Source organism: Marinobacter sp. CH_CUG1437-1 (assembly GCF_037029655.1).
Taxonomy (GTDB): Bacteria; Pseudomonadota; Gammaproteobacteria; order Pseudomonadales; family Oleiphilaceae; genus Marinobacter; species Marinobacter salsuginis.
On the sequence record NZ_JAYMEW010000008.1, the window covers coordinates 128,692 to 144,411 of the forward strand.

Annotated in this window: 11 protein-coding genes; 5 read left to right on the forward strand and 6 right to left on the reverse strand. The window is 51.8% G+C overall.

Annotated features, from left to right (window positions below; genetic code table 11):
* The first annotated feature begins 16 nt into the window (after positions 1–16).
* The 3 genes from WA411_RS17655 to WA411_RS17665 all read left to right on the forward strand — a co-directional run bounded on the left by WA411_RS17655 (position 17) and on the right by WA411_RS17665 (position 4,305).
* Positions 17–1,654 (forward strand): GMC family oxidoreductase, encoded by a 1,638-nt coding sequence (locus tag WA411_RS17655; RefSeq protein ID WP_291908451.1) that lies wholly within the window; start codon positions 17–19, stop codon positions 1,652–1,654.
* 88 nt (positions 1,655–1,742) lie between these two features.
* Positions 1,743–2,993 (forward strand): NAD(P)/FAD-dependent oxidoreductase, encoded by a 1,251-nt coding sequence (locus WA411_RS17660; protein ID WP_041654915.1) that lies wholly within the window; start codon positions 1,743–1,745, stop codon positions 2,991–2,993.
* 286 nt (positions 2,994–3,279) lie between these two features.
* Positions 3,280–4,305, forward strand: a complete 1,026-nt coding sequence (locus tag WA411_RS17665) for an IS110 family transposase (RefSeq protein ID WP_008170306.1) — start codon at positions 3,280–3,282, stop codon at positions 4,303–4,305.
* Between the two features lie 897 nt (positions 4,306–5,202).
* Here WA411_RS17665 and WA411_RS17670 read toward each other — a convergent pair.
* From WA411_RS17670 to WA411_RS17700, 6 genes are all read right to left on the reverse strand, one after another.
* The gene (locus WA411_RS17670; RefSeq protein WP_008170303.1) at positions 5,203–5,874 is read right to left on the reverse strand and encodes an OmpW/AlkL family protein; all 672 of its coding nucleotides are present in this window, start codon (positions 5,872–5,874) and stop codon (positions 5,203–5,205) included.
* Between the two features lie 84 nt (positions 5,875–5,958).
* Positions 5,959–7,644 carry a long-chain fatty acid--CoA ligase gene (locus WA411_RS17675; protein ID WP_227716479.1) on the reverse strand — a complete coding sequence of 562 codons (1,686 nt, stop codon included), beginning with the start codon at positions 7,642–7,644 and terminating at the stop codon, positions 5,959–5,961.
* A 37-nt stretch (positions 7,645–7,681) separates the two neighbouring features.
* On the reverse strand, positions 7,682–9,280 hold the full coding sequence (locus WA411_RS17680) for a GMC family oxidoreductase (protein WP_014422295.1): 1,599 nt from the start codon (positions 9,278–9,280) through the stop codon (positions 7,682–7,684).
* Between the two features lie 27 nt (positions 9,281–9,307).
* Positions 9,308–10,762, reverse strand: a complete 1,455-nt coding sequence (locus WA411_RS17685; protein WP_014422296.1) for an aldehyde dehydrogenase family protein — start codon at positions 10,760–10,762, stop codon at positions 9,308–9,310.
* Between the two features lie 51 nt (positions 10,763–10,813).
* Positions 10,814–11,332: a rubredoxin gene (locus tag WA411_RS19110; RefSeq protein ID WP_014422297.1), complete on the reverse strand. Its 519-nt coding sequence runs from the start codon at positions 11,330–11,332 to the stop codon at positions 10,814–10,816.
* 137 nt (positions 11,333–11,469) lie between these two features.
* Complete coding sequence (locus WA411_RS17700) at positions 11,470–12,693, reverse strand: alkane 1-monooxygenase (RefSeq protein WP_197463861.1); 1,224 nt, start codon at positions 12,691–12,693, stop codon at positions 11,470–11,472.
* 258 nt (positions 12,694–12,951) lie between these two features.
* Between WA411_RS17700 and WA411_RS17705 the strand changes: the two genes are divergently transcribed.
* Positions 12,952–15,534, forward strand: coding sequence for a LuxR C-terminal-related transcriptional regulator (locus tag WA411_RS17705; protein ID WP_226374336.1), 2,583 nt, complete (start codon positions 12,952–12,954; stop codon positions 15,532–15,534).
* Positions 15,535–15,566: 32 nt separating this feature from the next.
* Positions 15,567–15,665, forward strand: a complete 99-nt coding sequence (locus WA411_RS17710) for an NAD(P)-binding protein (RefSeq protein WP_291908465.1) — start codon at positions 15,567–15,569, stop codon at positions 15,663–15,665.
* Positions 15,666–15,720 lie beyond the last annotated feature (55 nt).

The following is a 15,720-nucleotide window of genomic DNA, read 5'->3' on the forward strand; positions in this document are numbered from 1 at the left end:
GAACAGGCTAACCAGGATGACGACCGAACAATTTGACTATGTCGTGGTTGGCGCGGGCTCGGCCGGATGTGCTGTCGCCAGCCGCCTGTCGGAGAGCGGTCGCCATTCTGTGCTGCTGCTTGAAGCCGGTCCGGAGAGCCGCCGCAACCCTTTCGTGAACATGCCGCTGGGTTTCCTGCAGCTAATGTTCAGCCGCCGCTACAACTGGCAGTTCAATACCGAACCGCAGCGTCACATGCACGACCGGGCGCTTTTTCAGCCGCGGGGCAAGATGCTTGGCGGTTCCAGCGGCATGAACGCGCAGGTCTATATTCGCGGGCATGCCCGGGACTACGACGAGTGGGCACGGCTGGGGTGCAAAGGGTGGTCATACGCCGAGGTGTTGCCCTACTTCCGCCGATCGGAACATTTCGAGCCCAAACTTACGCCGAATGAGGCAGAATTTCATGGTCAGGGTGGTCCGCTGAAAGTTGCCGAGCGCCGCTATACCAATCCGCTGAGCACGGCGTTTGTCGAGGCGGCGACCCAGGCAAAGTACCGGCTCAATACAGATTTCAACGGCAGTGAGCAGGAGGGCGTGGGCTTCTACTACGCCTACCAGAAAGACGGCACACGCTGTAGCAACGCGCGGGCCTATCTCGAACCCGCCACGGCGCGTTCCAACCTGACGGTTTGCAGCGGCGCGTATGTCACCCGGGTGCTACTCGAAGACACCCGCGCCACCGGTGTCGAATACCGCGATACAAAGGGGCTGACGCAGGTTCGTGCCGGGCGCGAAGTTGTGCTCTGCGGCGGCGCGTTCAACTCGCCGCAACTGCTGATGCTGTCCGGGATCGGTCCGCGGGAGGAGCTGTCCCGGCATGGCATAGAACTGCGCCATGCGTTGGAGGGCGTCGGGCAGAATCTCCAGGATCATATCGACGTGTTCGTGCGCGTCAGCGCCCGCAGCCGCCAAAGCATCTCGATGCATCCGAGCTACTGGCTCAAGGGGCTGTGGGGCGCTTTGACGTATCTGAGCGGTCGGCGGGGCGTGCTGTCGAGCAACGGCGCCGAGGCCGGCGGGTTCATCCGCTCCCGGCCCGAGGAGCCGGTACCCGACCTGCAGCTGCACTTCGCGCCAATGCTGTACGACGATCACGGGCGAGACCTGAAGACCGCGATGAGCGGTTATGGCTACGCGGTGATGATCTACGGGCTTAGGCCGTCGTCGCGCGGGCGCGTCGGTCTGCACAGTGCCGACCCGTTTGCCGCGCCGCTGATCGACCCCAACTACATGGCCGAGTCCGCCGATGTCGAGCGACTGGTGCGCGGTGTCCACCTGGTGCGCAAGATCCTGGCGCAGGCGGCGTTTGCCCCGCACCACGAGGTTGAGGTCTTGCCCGGGCCGGCGCTGCAGAATGACGACGATCTCGCCGCATGGGTACGGCGCAGCGGTGAATCAGCGTACCACCCGGTTGGCACCTGCAAGATGGGTGTTGATCCGATGGCGGTGGTCGATCCGCGCCTGCGCGTGCATGGCCTGCAATGCCTGCGGGTGGTCGATGCCTCCATCATGCCGACGCTGGTCGGCGGAAACACCAATCAGCCGGCAACCATGATCGGCGAGAAAGGTGCCGCGATGATACTTGAGGATGCCGGGGAGATGGTCGGCTGAGCTCCGCGCGCGCGGGCGTCACAGGGCTCAGTTGGCATCTGGACTTCTGATCAATCTGATTCCAAAGAACAGTAGAAAGAGACAGGCTATGGCAAACCAACAGAAAGAGACGACAGTCATCGTTGGCGGCGGGCACGCAGCAGGTGCGCTCCTGACAACCTTGCTGCAAAAGAAATATCAACATGAGGTGGTCCTGGTGGGCGAAGAGCCACATCCACCCTATCAGCGGCCGCCCCTGTCCAAGAACTACCTGGCAGGCGAGGTGGATCAGGAGTCGCTGTACCTCAAGCCGCGCTCGGTGTACGAGAACGCCGGCCATCAGTTGCGGCTCGGTGTACGTGCCGAACAAATTGATCGGGACAACAAGACCATCAGTTTGTCGGACCAGAGCACATTGAAATACGATCGACTGGTCCTGGCCACGGGGTCACACGTTCGACGCCTGAACGCACCCGGGGCTGACTTGAAGGGCATTCATTACCTACATGACATAGCTGACTCGGATGCCCTGCGTGAACAACTGGTTCCGGGGAAACGCTTGGTCATCGTGGGTGGTGGTTACATTGGCCTTGAAGTGGCAGCCAGCGCTACCAAAAAAAGCGTTGATGTCACGGTACTGGAAGCGGCCGAGCGTCTTATGCAGCGTGTAACAGGCCCGGAAATGTCGGAGTTTTTTTACACCAAACACAGTAACGCTGGCGTGGATCTACGCCTGAACACGGCGGTAACCGGTTTCGAAGCTAGCGATCAGGGGCATGTGGCTGGCGTGACATTGGCGAGCGGCGGCACTGTACCGGCCGACATCGTGCTCGTTTCAGTGGGTGTTGTGCCGGAAACCGCGCTGGCTGAGGCCGCCGGCCTGCCCTGTGATGACGGCATTATTGTTGACGAGTTTACCCGCACAGAAGATCCAGCCATCCTGGCGATCGGCGACTGTACCCGCCACCGGAATCTTTTCTTCGAGAAGATGCAGCGCCTTGAATCTGTCGCCAACGCGGTTGATCAGGCCCGGACAGTGGCGGCAACCCTGATGGGCGAGAAGAAACCCTATAATAGCGCTCCATGGTTCTGGTCGAACCAGTATGACGTGCGTCTGCAGATGGTGGGGTTGTCGCAATATCATGATCAGCGTGTGCTGCGCGGAAGCCCGGAAGACAAGGGATTTGCGGTGTTCTATCTCCGCGATGGCTGTGTCATTGCTGTTGATGCGGTCAACCTGCCCATCGCTTTTATGGTCGGCAAGACCCTCGTTCAACAACGCAGGCAGGTCAATCCTGAAATGTTGAAGGATCCGGATATTGAACTGAAGTCCTTGGTGAGCGGTCAGTCCATAAATTGAAATTGACGACCGAGTAGAGCTGTGCCCTTAGTTTGCCCAAAATTGCGAAAGCAATGCACAACTCATACGGCCTATGGATATCATATCCTACGACCGACAGCTTTCAGTGAGCGCAAAGGATGCGTGAGCCACAACCGGCGGAATTTCCCGTAGCCAGACACATTACTGTTGCTCTGGTAAACCGAGAGCACCATAGCGAATGATATGGACTCCCCCTGCTCCCACGGCATCGATGTGCCACATTGAAGGTGTCTGACATCTTCAATCAAAAGCAGGAGGAGTCATCATGAATGTTACAACCATTGGCATCGATCTGGCGAAAACTGTGTTCAGTATTCATGGCACCGATCAACACGGCAAGGTCGTGGTTCGCAAACGACTGAACCGGCCCAAGCTGTTGCCTTATATCGCTCAGCTCCCACCCTGCCTGATTGGCATGGAAGCCTGCTCGGGTGCCCACCATTGGGCTCGGGAAATGACCAAACTCGGCCACGATGTCCGAATCATTGCACCCCGGTTTGTCGCGCCCTATCGCAAGAGCAGCAAGAACGACGACAACGATGCCGAGGCCATCTGTGAGGCAGTAGGTCGGCCGAATATGCGGTTTGTTCCAATCAAGACCGAAGACCAGCAAGCCGTACTGTGCCTGCATCGTATTCGCCGTGGACTGACCAAAGAACGCACCGCGCAGATCAATCAGATTCGTGGGCTGCTGGCCGAGTTCGGACTGATCATTCCCCAGGGCCGTTACGCCGCACGGCGCCGGGTTCCCGAAATCCTGGAGGATGCCGAAAACGACTTACCCATGCTCGCTCGCCGCTTAATCAACAACATCAACCAACGCATTCGACAGCTCGATGAAGAAATCCTGGCTTACGATCGGGAGGTCGAAGCGATGGCCCGGAGCGATGAGCAGGCCAAGCGCCTTATGGCCATACCGGGTATCGGACCACAGACCGCAACAGCCCTGCTGGCCAGTGCGCCTGACCCCAGACAGTTCAAAAGTGGGCGACACTTTGCCGCATGGTTGGGTCTGGTGCCCCGACAATACTCGACCGGTGGCAAGGTGCGACTTGGCCGAATCACCAAGCGCGGGGACAAATACCTGCGAACGCTGCTGATCCATGGCACCCGGGCAGTGATTGCAAAATTACCGGATAAGAATGATCGACTCAGTGACTGGGCCAAAGACCTGGTGGAACGACGTGGATACAAGCGGGCCGCCGTTGCGATGGCGGCCAAGAACGCCCGGATTATATGGGCACTACTCATGAATCAAACCGAGTTTAAGACACAGCCTGTGGAGGGCTAAAACCGAGCACCAACGACAGGCAGAACAAGCCTGCCAGAAGAGTCTTGCAACGGCAAGCGATGACGGAACGGTCAGACCGAGAGTGGGAGAACCTGTTTATTTCTGCGGCTCAGCGAAGCCGACTAACGAATAAGGTCCCCGCTCACACGCATCATCATCCTGGCCCGGGCAAAAACGCCCACAAAGAGGCCGAATGTAGAGCCGCAGTCTCAAACCGCTTCGGATTCAAATGGCGTTGCTTGACCGCAGGGGGAGTCCATGTAGGTGAAATAATTCTCTATATGTCCCACTAATAACCTCACCTTGCAATTACCGACGAAAATATGAACTTGATTTTACCCACAAAGAAAAAGCGAAGTCTCTATCGGCCATTATGGGTAGAGGTTCCGATCACTCAATCCTTCATAAGCAACATCGCCCATTCGGTGTCGACCTCTTGTTTTGGTTCATCTGAGCATATGCTTTTTCATGCGGATGGGTGGTGGCAGCCAAGACAGGGCTTTTCAGACTGCAAGCTTCAAGCGGTGTGTAAATCAAACACAGTAAGATTCCGGCTTATTGATGGTGGACATCAAGAACCGATAGTTACGAGCGGTATTAATGTTAAGACACTTGCTCGATTAAATGAAACTTGCGGGACTACTGAAAAGGTTTTCTATAGTAAGGACGTGCCGGTCCTGATGGCTATATACTACTCGACTAAACGATACGAGACCTTTAAATGATGCATAAGGCTGGGGCTATATACCTAAGGAAGATCTGAATAACCGCTGGTTTTTGCCCCTTTTCCGCAATCTTGGCGGAAAAGGGGCGCATTGGTCTTACGCTGCAGGTTTTTATCAATCAGCAGGTTGCTGAAAGCGACCAGCAAATGCAGACGGTTGGTATACTTGGCATTTAAAAGCGATATGCAACACCGATGCTCACGATAGTGGGGTCCACTTCCACTTTTGCCTGAACAGGGGCCGGGCCCAGGTTACCGGTGATATCCGCCTCGAAGGGTGCATATCTAACGTCAAAATTTGCCGACCAGTTATTGTGTATCCTCCAGCGAAAACCAGCCTGAACCGCAGGGGCCCATGTATCTTCGACGTCGAAGTCGGTTAGTGCGCGATCCTTCTCATCTAAAAAGAGAATCCGTCCTACACCCGCTCCAAAGTACGGAGAGAAGTTGCTACCCGTCAAAACATGATACTGAAGCGAAAGAATTACCGGACCATAATCTGTTTGACCAAGAAAAAGACCGGAGAGAGACTCTTCGCCCTGGAGGTCCGCACTAGCGGGAATGCCGCCAAAAATGTTAAATGCCAGCTGATTACTCAGAAAATACGACACGTCGAATGATACGGTCGTATCGTTGTTAATAGACAGGTTGGAATTTGGAACGGGGGCACTCCCCGCAGAGGCTGATCGCAAATCTTCATCGGTTAGAACTCTAGTGGCATTCAGCCCAACCACCCAGTCGCCTCTACTGTAAACCGGCTCAGATTGAGCGTTGGCCAGGCTCGCAGCAAGTGAAAGTAAAAGGAACGCCACTAACGAGACTTTACTAATTATTTTAGGTTTCATTTTTTATTATCCTTTTTGGTATTAAAACAAATTGGCTTTAGGTAAAACTGCAATTTTTCGTAACACAAATGCCACTCATTGAAGCTAGCTTGCCGGTTTATTGACTAATACTTCCCCATACTCAGAACGCAGCTTGTTTTTTAATACTTTCCCAGTGGCATTGCGTGGCAATCCTTCCACAAAGATCGCGCGATCCGGGATCTGCCACTTGGCGACTTTCCCTTGATAATGAGCAAGAAGTTCCTCCTCAGTAATATTTGCGTCGGGTATTTTTACTGCCAACAGGATCGGTCGTTCGTCCCATTTATCATGGGAGGCCGCCACTACGGCAGCTTCATTGATGGCAGAATGGCCCATTGCGATTCCCTCCAATTCGACTGTAGATATCCATTCACCACCAGATTTAATAATATCTTTTGAGCGGTCACGTATTGTCATAAATCCATCATCATTGATCGAAGCAACATCACCTGTCTCGAACCAACCGTCTTCCTCAAGAGTCTGATTTGGTTCAACACCGAAGTAATCGGCTACCACCCAATGACCACGGATGCGGAGATTTCCCTGAGCAATGCCATCTTCGGGCAGTTGATGGCCGTCTTCACCCACAATTTTGAGCTGCACCCCGTAGGGAGGCCGTCCCTGGCTTTCACGGATTTTGTTTCTTCCTTCCTCCGAAAGAGTATTGTGTTTCGACAGCAGTGCATTGACGGTTCCGATCGGTGATGTTTCTGTCATTCCCCATGCATGGACAACTTCTACGCCATACTTACCACGAAACTCCGACATCATTGAGGGCGGACAAGCGCTACCCCCTATCACCGTCCGTTTAAGCGACTGTGCCGAGGAGCCAAGCTCGTCCAAAGCCGAGAGAAGTCCCTGCCAAATCGTAGGCACACCCAGCGCAATCGTTACGCTTTCTGAATCGATCAGCTTGACCAAACTTTGCCCATCCAGGCCAGGACCAGGCAACACCAGTTTGGCTCCAACCATCGCCGTAATGTAGGGTACCCCCCACGCATTTACGTGAAACATAGGAACAACCGGCATCACCACATCCCGTGCCGATAAATTCAGTGCGTCGGGTTGAGCAGCTACCAGCGCGTGCAGAACGGTGGAGCGGTGTGAATAGAGCACCCCTTTGGGATTTCCAGTGGTGCCCGATGTATAGCAGAGGCTTGAAGCCTGGTTTTCGGCGATTTCAGGCCAATTCGCGTTAGGCGTTCCTCGCTGGAGAAACTCTTCATAAAACAACAATCCTGGAAATTGCGCTGCAATTTCTTCGTCCGGTTCGGACATCAATACAAATTCCTCAACCGTCTCCAGTCGGTCTCGGATATTTGAAACAATGGGAAGGAACGTTTTGTCAAAGAATATGACTTTGTCTTGAGCATTGTTGATAACGTAAACGAGTTGTTCTGGAAACAGTCGCGGGTTAATAGTGTGACACACCATCCCGCCACCAGAGATGCCAAGATAACATTCCAGGTGCCCCACGTTATTCCAACAAATGGTCGCGCACCGATCCCCCTGGACATAGCCTGCCGTTCGAAGCGCTGACGCAAGTTGTCGCGACCGCTCCGAAACAGTTGCCCAGTCAGATCGACTGGGATTTCCATCCGTTCCTATCGACACAATCTCAGCGTCTCCATGGTAGCGAGCAGCATGGTCGATCAAGGAATTCACGGTGAGCTCCATGTTCATCATTTGGCCAAGCACGTTTATCTCCTGTCGTTTTTGTAGTTGGTTGACGCGAGTATCTGGCGTCATTAAGGTCCAATGTAGAAGGCATAATCCGGGTTTGAACCTAAACATTTCCCAAGAGGATGTCGGCTGCATTTTCGGCAATCATCATGGTGGGTGCGTTGGTGTTACCGGCAACCAAACTGGGCATTATCGAGGCATCGACAACTCTTAGCCCTTCAATCCCTCTGACTTTCAATTCCGGATCAACGACTGAATCCGGATCCGCGCCCATACGACAAGTGCCAACGGGGTGGTAAATAGTCTCTGCATTTTCCCGGATAAAGTCCGCAATCTGACCGTCCGAAGACACCAAGTTTCCGGGCTTAATTTCTCGTTCACTATGTAAAGCCATTGTTGGTGCCCCGAGTATCCGTCGTCCAAATTTAACGGCCGAGATCATTGTTTTGATGTCTTCGGGGTTACTGAGATAATTGGGTTGAATCAACGGGTCGGCCAATGGGTCAGGGCTTTTGAGGCCAATAAAACCGCGGCTTCTGGGCATTAGATCGCAAATATGCAAGGTGTACCCATACCCGGCCATCACTTTTCGTCCATGATCCTTCAGGTAAGTTGGCAAAAAGTGGAATTGCACATTTGGCCGTTCGCACGAGCGCTCGGATTTAACAAAGCCTCCGGACTCGGCAACATTACTGGTAAGAAATCCACGTCGCGCAAAGATATATGAGAATAATGCGCTCACGCCCCGAAACAGGAAACTGGGAGCAACGCCAATGGGCAAACGTGAGTTCGCCGCGTGCATGATCGTAATATCCAAATGATCAACCAGATTCTGGCCGACCTCAGGAAGATGATGCACAAGGGGGATCCCGTGTTTTCCAAGCTCTTGGCTATCACCGATTCCCGAAAGCATCAGCAGTTGTGGTGAATGAACCGCACCACCAGACAATATGATTTCACCGCCGTTATTGAGTCTAAGCTGGCGATATTCGCCCCCCTGGTTCAGTGTCACACCGACTGCCCGCTTACCGTCCATTACCACCCGGGTTACCCGCGCGTCCGTTAGCACATCAAGATTAGGCCGGTTCTCCGCGACACGCAGAAATGCCTGCGCTGAACTCCAACGCCGACCATTTTTTTGTGTCACCTGGTAGAGTCCCAATCCCTCTTGCGTCTCTCCATTAAAGTCCGTGTTTACCGGGAGCTCTACATGAGGTGCCGCTCGAACAAAATCTCGACTCAACGGATTGACTGATTTGAGTTCACTTACGGTGAGCTCACCGCCCTCCCCATGGTAAGAATCTGCGCCAAAACGTTTATTATCTTCCAGTCGACGAAACAATTTTAAAGCGCGATCCCATCCCCAGAGGTCGGTCCCGGCAACTTGACCCCAGTGGTCATAATCGGCTTTGTGACCTCTGATATAGACCATGGCGTTGATAGAAGAGGACCCGCCAAGCGTTTTACCACGAGGCCAAAACAGGCGGCGCTCCTTCAGATGTTCTTGAGGTTCGGTTTCAAGAGCCCAATTCAGCTTTTTACTATTGGAAAGGAGTGCTATACCTATAGGCATATGTATGAGTGGATTTTTATCCTTTGGGCCCGCTTCTAGCAACACTACTCGCTTTGAAGAGTCCGCCGTAAGCCGATTGGCCAATACACAGCCCGCCGATCCCGCACCGACAATAATGTAATCGTACATAATAACTCTCTTATTATTTGATTATGCTCAGCCCAGAATTCGAACAGCTGCCTCTATAAGACGCCGGACCCAGGCTGTATAGGGTGGGAAAAGAAGATGCATAAGAGAATGTTTATCCTCCATCAACGCCTTTTCATGCGAAAAAGCGCGGAAGCCGTATTCACCGTGTGCCGCCCCTATCCCGGAATTATTAACTCCACCAAACGGCAGACCCGGATGTAGAAAATGCACAACTGTAAGGTTGACTCCTACAGCGCCGGAGCTCGTTCGCTCGATAATATCCGTGGCAAAAGACTCTTTTTTGTCGAATATGTAAAGCGCAAGCGGTTTAGGGTTATCGTTGATTTTCTTGATAACCAGATCAATATCGTCGAATTCAATAACGGGTAAGATCGGGCCGAATAACTCCTCACGTGAAATATCCATGTCACTGGATACATTTGAAATTAACGTCGGAGCAATAAAATTCTCTTCAGCATCTGTAACACCGCCTTCAAAGACTCTTGCACCTTTGCTTTTGGCATCATCTATCAGGTTTGAAACTCGCTGGAAATGACGTCGATTTACAATCCGGCAATAGTCGGCGGTCGATTTCTGGGCTTCTGGTGTTTTTCCATAGACTCGCCCAATTTCCGTTTTAAGTGCTTCATTGAATTGATCTGCGATATTAACGTGCACAAAAACATGATCTGGGGCGATACAGGTCTGTCCATTATTGGCAAACTTACCCCAGACAATGTTTCTTGCAGCCCTCTTTATGTTGGCATCTGGACCGACAATGGTCGGGGACTTACCCCCCAATTCCAGTGTCACTGAGGAAAGATTCTTGGCGGCAGCCTCCATGACCAGCTTGCCGACCGCAGGACTGCCCGTGAAGAATATATGGTCGAAGGGCAAGGCCAACAGTTTCTGCGCTACCGCGGCATCACCCTCAATCACGGAAACCAGATCGGGAGGGAAGGTTTCGGCGACAATGTTGGCAATCACCTTTGAGGTATGGGGTGTCATTTCCGAGGGTTTAATGATGGCTCCGTTCCCTGCAGCTAACGCTGAGACGAGAGGTCCGAGCGCAAGATTGAGCGGATAATTCCACGGTGCAATAATCAGGCACACTCCCTTTGGTTCTGGCCGAACATAAGATTTCGTGCCCAGAACACCAACGGATGCAGCCACTCGCTTCGGACGCATCCATTTACGCAAGTGTTTTTTAGTGTGTCGAATTTCCTGAAGCACCGGCAGGAGTTCAGTTAATTTGACTTCTGGAGCGGGTTTTCGAAAGTCCGCCGCGCACGCCGCAATGATGTTTGATTCGTGGCGTTTAATTGAATCCCGCAGCTGGTCGAGCTGCGCTATTCGAGCCTCCAAGGTAAAGCTTCCGCGACGCGCAAGTTGTGCCCGCTGTAGGGCCGCGAACGTTGAATCAATCGTATCGCTGGTTGACACATTGGTCACCCCAACCTCCGCCAGACTAGCAATCTGCATTATAAAATCACCTCTTGCTGAACGAGACTGTTGTTATTTTCAATCGGATTACTAGTCTTCATAGAGGACATAGTCCTCTTTTGTGGCACCACAGTCCGGACAGCACCAATCGTCTGGAATATCTTCAAAACGAGTGCCCGCAGGGAAGCCTTCGGCTTCATCTCCGAGAGCTTCATCGTAGATATGGCCGCAAGTGATGCAGACCCACTTCCGATAGGTATCTTTTTGAGTCGAGTCTTTGGGCGATTTTGAAGAGGTGGGCTTCGGTTTCGCTTTGGGCTTTGTTTTATTTTTAGCTGAAGGAGTAGATGCGTCCGTTGCTTTCTGCGATGCTCCCTCGGTCTTAGCTTGGCTGGCAGGGCGGACCGCTGTATTGGTTGCGGACACCGAAAGTTCCGGGTTCGCTTCTTGAAGCGCAACGAAGTCAACCTTATCCCTGACGGCACAGTCTGGACAGGACCAGTCTTCAGGAATTTTTTCCCATGTCGTTCCTGCAGGAAAGCCTTCGTGCGGATCACCAACCACTTCGTCGTATACATAACCACAATCAGGGCATTGATATTTAGCCATTTAGAGCACCTTTCAAACGATATTATTGTCTTTGTTTTGGTAGCGCCCGACGCGCACCCTCTTTCAGGTGCACGTCAGAGGCTCTTTTTCTGCAACGTAAATAAAGTAAACGAGGTATATAAGTTCCGATTAGCCGATCATTTAGCCGCGGCGGTATCGACTGATTCAGAATCAGTCCCACCAAATTTACGCTCATAGAATTCACGCTTGCCGGGTTGAATCTGAATCTTGTCGAGATCTCCTTTAGCCCAATCCAGCACCCGGTGGTCCATTATCGAACGAAACCATGAGGGAAACATTGCGGCCAGGAACATTCCGGGATATCCCGAAGGTAAGGAAGGCAGGTCTTTGAAATCGCGAAGCGATTGATAGGACCTTGTAGGATGGGCGTGATGGTCGGAATGTCGTTGCAAATGAAACAGAATCAGGTTCGACATAATATGGTTTGAGTTCCATGAGTGGTGCGGTTGTTGACGCTCATAACGTCCATCCGACATCTTCTCGCGCAGCAATCCGTAATGCTCAATGTAGTTGGCGCTGGTCAGCTGCCACCAGCCAAAGGCCATTTGAATGGGCAAAAAGATCAGCATTAAGGGACCAAAAAACGCCAGCAATCCCGCATAAAGCACAGCGGTCAAAATCATAGGCTGAAGAACTTCGTTCTCCAGGCTCCAGACACTTTTTCCACAACGACTGAGGCGCTGTTCCTCTAAATCCCATGCCCGCTTGAAAGCACCGGGAATTTCACGCAGTGAGAATGAGTAAATGGACTCACCCATGCGGGATGTCGCCGGGTCCATCGGCGTAGCCACATCACGGTGATGCCCCTTATTGTGCTCAATGAAGAAATGACCATATCCGACCACGGCGAGGACAAGCTTCGCCATCCAACGGTCAAACGTTTCTTTTTTATGGCCAAGTTCGTGGCCTGTGTTCAGAGCCAGGCCATTCACGATTCCCAGGGAAAGGGCCAATGCCAGAAACTCGAAAACACTCATTGGTTGCGTGGATACCCACCAGGCACTGACAATCAAGGCGGCATAGTGAATAGGAACCGTCAAGTAGGTCAGTACCCGATAGTAACGATCCTGTTCAAGCCGAGGCACAGCCGACTCGGGGGGGTTTGAAAAATCCTCTCCAAACATGGCATCAATCAAGGGAACTGCGCCATACCAAAGGATCAACACCAATCCGTACCAAATGCTCCATCCAGTCTGGGATACCAAATAAAGGCCAATAAGAGGCGTCGCTGGCCACAGCACAGAAAGGACCCAGAGGTGGCGTTTTCTGTCGACATAACCTTCGGCATCAGGGTCTCTCTGAAGAGACTCTGTTGTTAAGACATTTTCTGACATTGACATTAGGATCACCTTATTGTTTTTCAGCTTGATCATTTTTCTACATTGTGCGAACACCGAGTCCCTCAGGTGAACTGACAAGTTGTAGGCATGAACAGGTTTGGCCAGAACCGGATATCAAACAACTACCCTAAGGGGTAGTTTTCGCACTAGACATCTATCAATATGCTTTCACCCCATAGCGCCCTCGCGTTTCGGGGAGACGAAGCAGGAGATCGGATTGTCATGACCCGCCATAGCTTGGAAGACTGGTGTCGGAGGATGTCTGAAAGGATGTGGGCTCGTCAGTGTTTCATTACTCAAGGGTGTTTAGACCGCTATTGCCTGAGCGCTTCTGCTACGCCTGAATCAAAGGTAGTTCTGTATCGGGCCCCGCCAGGCTATGGAAAATCTGTACAAGTGGCCTTTGCAGCAAACACTCGCGAACTGGAACTTGAGAGCGTCGTTTACATCAATACCCGATCTTTCCCTGACTCATATGGCGTTAATGACAGTTTGTTTGCAGCGTTAGTTTTATATCAAATCGAAGGAGTTGAATCTTGGCGCACGATAAAAAGTGACATCGACACCATCGAAGCTCTTCGAAACGCACTGTGTAATGCAAAAAAGACGATAAGAATTTGCCTTGATGGGATTGGCGAGGCTAAACATACCGCGGATTTGATTGAGGATTTAATCTGTGAAACACCGAGCAATGTGAAATTTTTCATTGCACCGAGTCGCGTCGGGGCGTTGGCGCGTTTGTCTATGATGACGGGTGTTGTAACGTATGGTGCTGATGAACTTGTATTTACAGAAGAGGAGGTTAGTGAATTATCGGGTATGGGTGGCCCCGAAGCCAGCAACATCATAAAAGCCACCGGTGGATGGCCAGCACTTGTCAGGCTTATGTGCCAAACCCCAAACCCAAATCTCCCCGCAGCGACTTGGCCGGAAACTCGCTCGTATTTCAGGGACAACCTCTTAACTGCATTACCCGATAGTACGAGGACCTTTCTTTGCAATGCAGCGATGCTCGAAGTAATCAGCGCTGAATGCTATGGCTATGTCTATAAGACAGAAGAGGCCGACCGGGAAATTACGTTTCTTAACGAACATTATGCTCTTTTAGCTCCCACCGGAACTTCTGGTGATCGTATGGATATGCACCCTGTGCTGCGAGAGTATTTGCGTAGTTTATTTAACACCACCCAACGAGAACGTCGCTCGTATGTACTGAAACGGGTCGCGTTCTGGCATTGGCGTAGGGGAGAGTACCTCCATTCAATCAATGCAGCTCTGGAAGCCAGTGACCATCGTTGGGCTCGCGTCGTAAGTGACAGCATTATTCTGGACGTGGCTCTGAGGCAGGGTGAAATCGAAGTACTTCGCACCTGGTTTGGAAAAGTACCGGCTCGTACGATAAAAAAAATCGCTGCCTTGAGCATAGGTTACGCGTGGATTTTGTATTTCAGCCAACAAGCTCGTCAAGCAGAGGAAATACTGGTTAGTTCGCTTCATCCGAGCTCCAGGGGGGTGGGCAATCTTGATGAGGAAGGATGGCGGGAATTGGTTAATGCGATAGGCAAAGCTACACAGGATGAATTACTGGAGAGTCAGGTTCTCTGTCAAAAATGGATAGACTCCTTTGGCGACCGTAACATGGTTGGCAAAGGCGCAGCACTTACTTGCCAGGCATTCATTGCCTCCAGTGGACGCCATTTTGAAGAGTTGGAGCGATTGTCCCATCGAGCGGCTGTGGCCATCCAGTCATCCAATCAACATTACGCTTTTATCTGGCTTAAAACTGCAGAAATTCAGGCTGAACTGTTCAAGGGTGACATCGCCCGAGCAATGAGTGTGTTGATCCAGGCGAATAAAACAGCAGAAAAGATTCAGGTGCCAAAAACTTTTTTAAATAAAATGTTTGGCACCCTTGAGTTACAAATCCTGCACGAACAGAACCATCACCTGGTTACCCAGGAATCTGCACAGGCTTCGTTCGATTTCGCTTTGAACTATGGCGTTACAGATATTCTGTGGGGGTGTACACAGGCCTACAGCCGTTTTCTGTACCACCAAGGGTTCCGAGATAGAGCCATGGCCTTGTTGGAACAATCCCGCTTAGCCTCCTGCGAGCGAGAGCTCTCTCGTCTAAATATCCTGACTAAAGTTCAGTTAGCTGAGTTTACTCTCCTGAACAACGAGGAATTGGGTCCACCCATACTCCCCGATGAATGTGAGCTGACGTTCCTGCCAAATCAAAACCAGGCCATTCAAGCACGTATGGCCCTGGTAACCTCAATGTATAGACTACGGCTTGGGAAACAGTTTGGTGTCGCCGAAAAATATGCCAAACAAGCACTACAAAGCGCCAGCGCAATTTCAGACGCTAGAACCAGGATCGCCGCCCACTATTGTCAGGCCCTGGCAGCGTTTGCCCTCGGCTCATCAAAATCGGCGAAGCGCATGATTCTTGATGCAAACCTACTTTCGGAACATTTGAACTGTCACTTCACACGGCTCTGGATCAAAGAAGCGCTACTTTCTCTTAGCCCCCTTGCTCAGGATCTTTTTAACGATCTGCCAGACGACTCTGAAGCTAAAGCTACGAAGGATCCCGATGTCAGAATAGAAGACTCCAGCGTGCCACCTGTGCCCGGCAATGCCCACTCAACTATCACGATAAAGCAGATTTCTCTGTTGAAATGCGTAAGCAACGGAATGACCAACAGAGAGATCGCTGAACGGCTTCTCGTGACGGAGGATACCGTCAAATGGCATATGAAGAAGATTTTCAGCGAACTTAAAGTAACCAACCGGGTTCAGGCAGTCACTGAAGCTCGACTGCGCGGACTTTTATAGTGCTACAAAAACAAAAGAGGAATCGAGCGAATATGCAAAAAATAGTTATCATTGGCGCTGGAATAGCCAGCCTGACCGCCGCAGAGGCTCTCCGCCAGAATGGATTCGATGTTAGTGGCCAATTAAAGTGACCCACTACTGGCCATTAATTTTGACCCACCTCCGAGTGGCCGTCAGGCCACAGAA

Coding starts and splice junctions, on each gene's coding strand:
- WA411_RS17655 (WP_291908451.1), top strand. CDS start 17: ATGACGACCGAACAATTTGACTATGTCGTGGTTGGCGCGGGCTCGGCC.
- WA411_RS17660 (WP_041654915.1), top strand. CDS start 1,743: ATGGCAAACCAACAGAAAGAGACGACAGTCATCGTTGGCGGCGGGCAC.
- WA411_RS17665 (WP_008170306.1), top strand. CDS start 3,280: ATGAATGTTACAACCATTGGCATCGATCTGGCGAAAACTGTGTTCAGT.
- WA411_RS17670 (WP_008170303.1), bottom strand. CDS start 5,874: ATGAAACCTAAAATAATTAGTAAAGTCTCGTTAGTGGCGTTCCTTTTA.
- WA411_RS17675 (WP_227716479.1), bottom strand. CDS start 7,644: ATGACGCCAGATACTCGCGTCAACCAACTACAAAAACGACAGGAGATA.
- WA411_RS17680 (WP_014422295.1), bottom strand. CDS start 9,280: ATGTACGATTACATTATTGTCGGTGCGGGATCGGCGGGCTGTGTATTG.
- WA411_RS17685 (WP_014422296.1), bottom strand. CDS start 10,762: ATGCAGATTGCTAGTCTGGCGGAGGTTGGGGTGACCAATGTGTCAACC.
- WA411_RS19110 (WP_014422297.1), bottom strand. CDS start 11,332: ATGGCTAAATATCAATGCCCTGATTGTGGTTATGTATACGACGAAGTG.
- WA411_RS17700 (WP_197463861.1), bottom strand. CDS start 12,693: ATGTCAATGTCAGAAAATGTCTTAACAACAGAGTCTCTTCAGAGAGAC.
- WA411_RS17705 (WP_226374336.1), top strand. CDS start 12,952: ATGTCTGAAAGGATGTGGGCTCGTCAGTGTTTCATTACTCAAGGGTGT.
- WA411_RS17710 (WP_291908465.1), top strand. CDS start 15,567: ATGCAAAAAATAGTTATCATTGGCGCTGGAATAGCCAGCCTGACCGCC.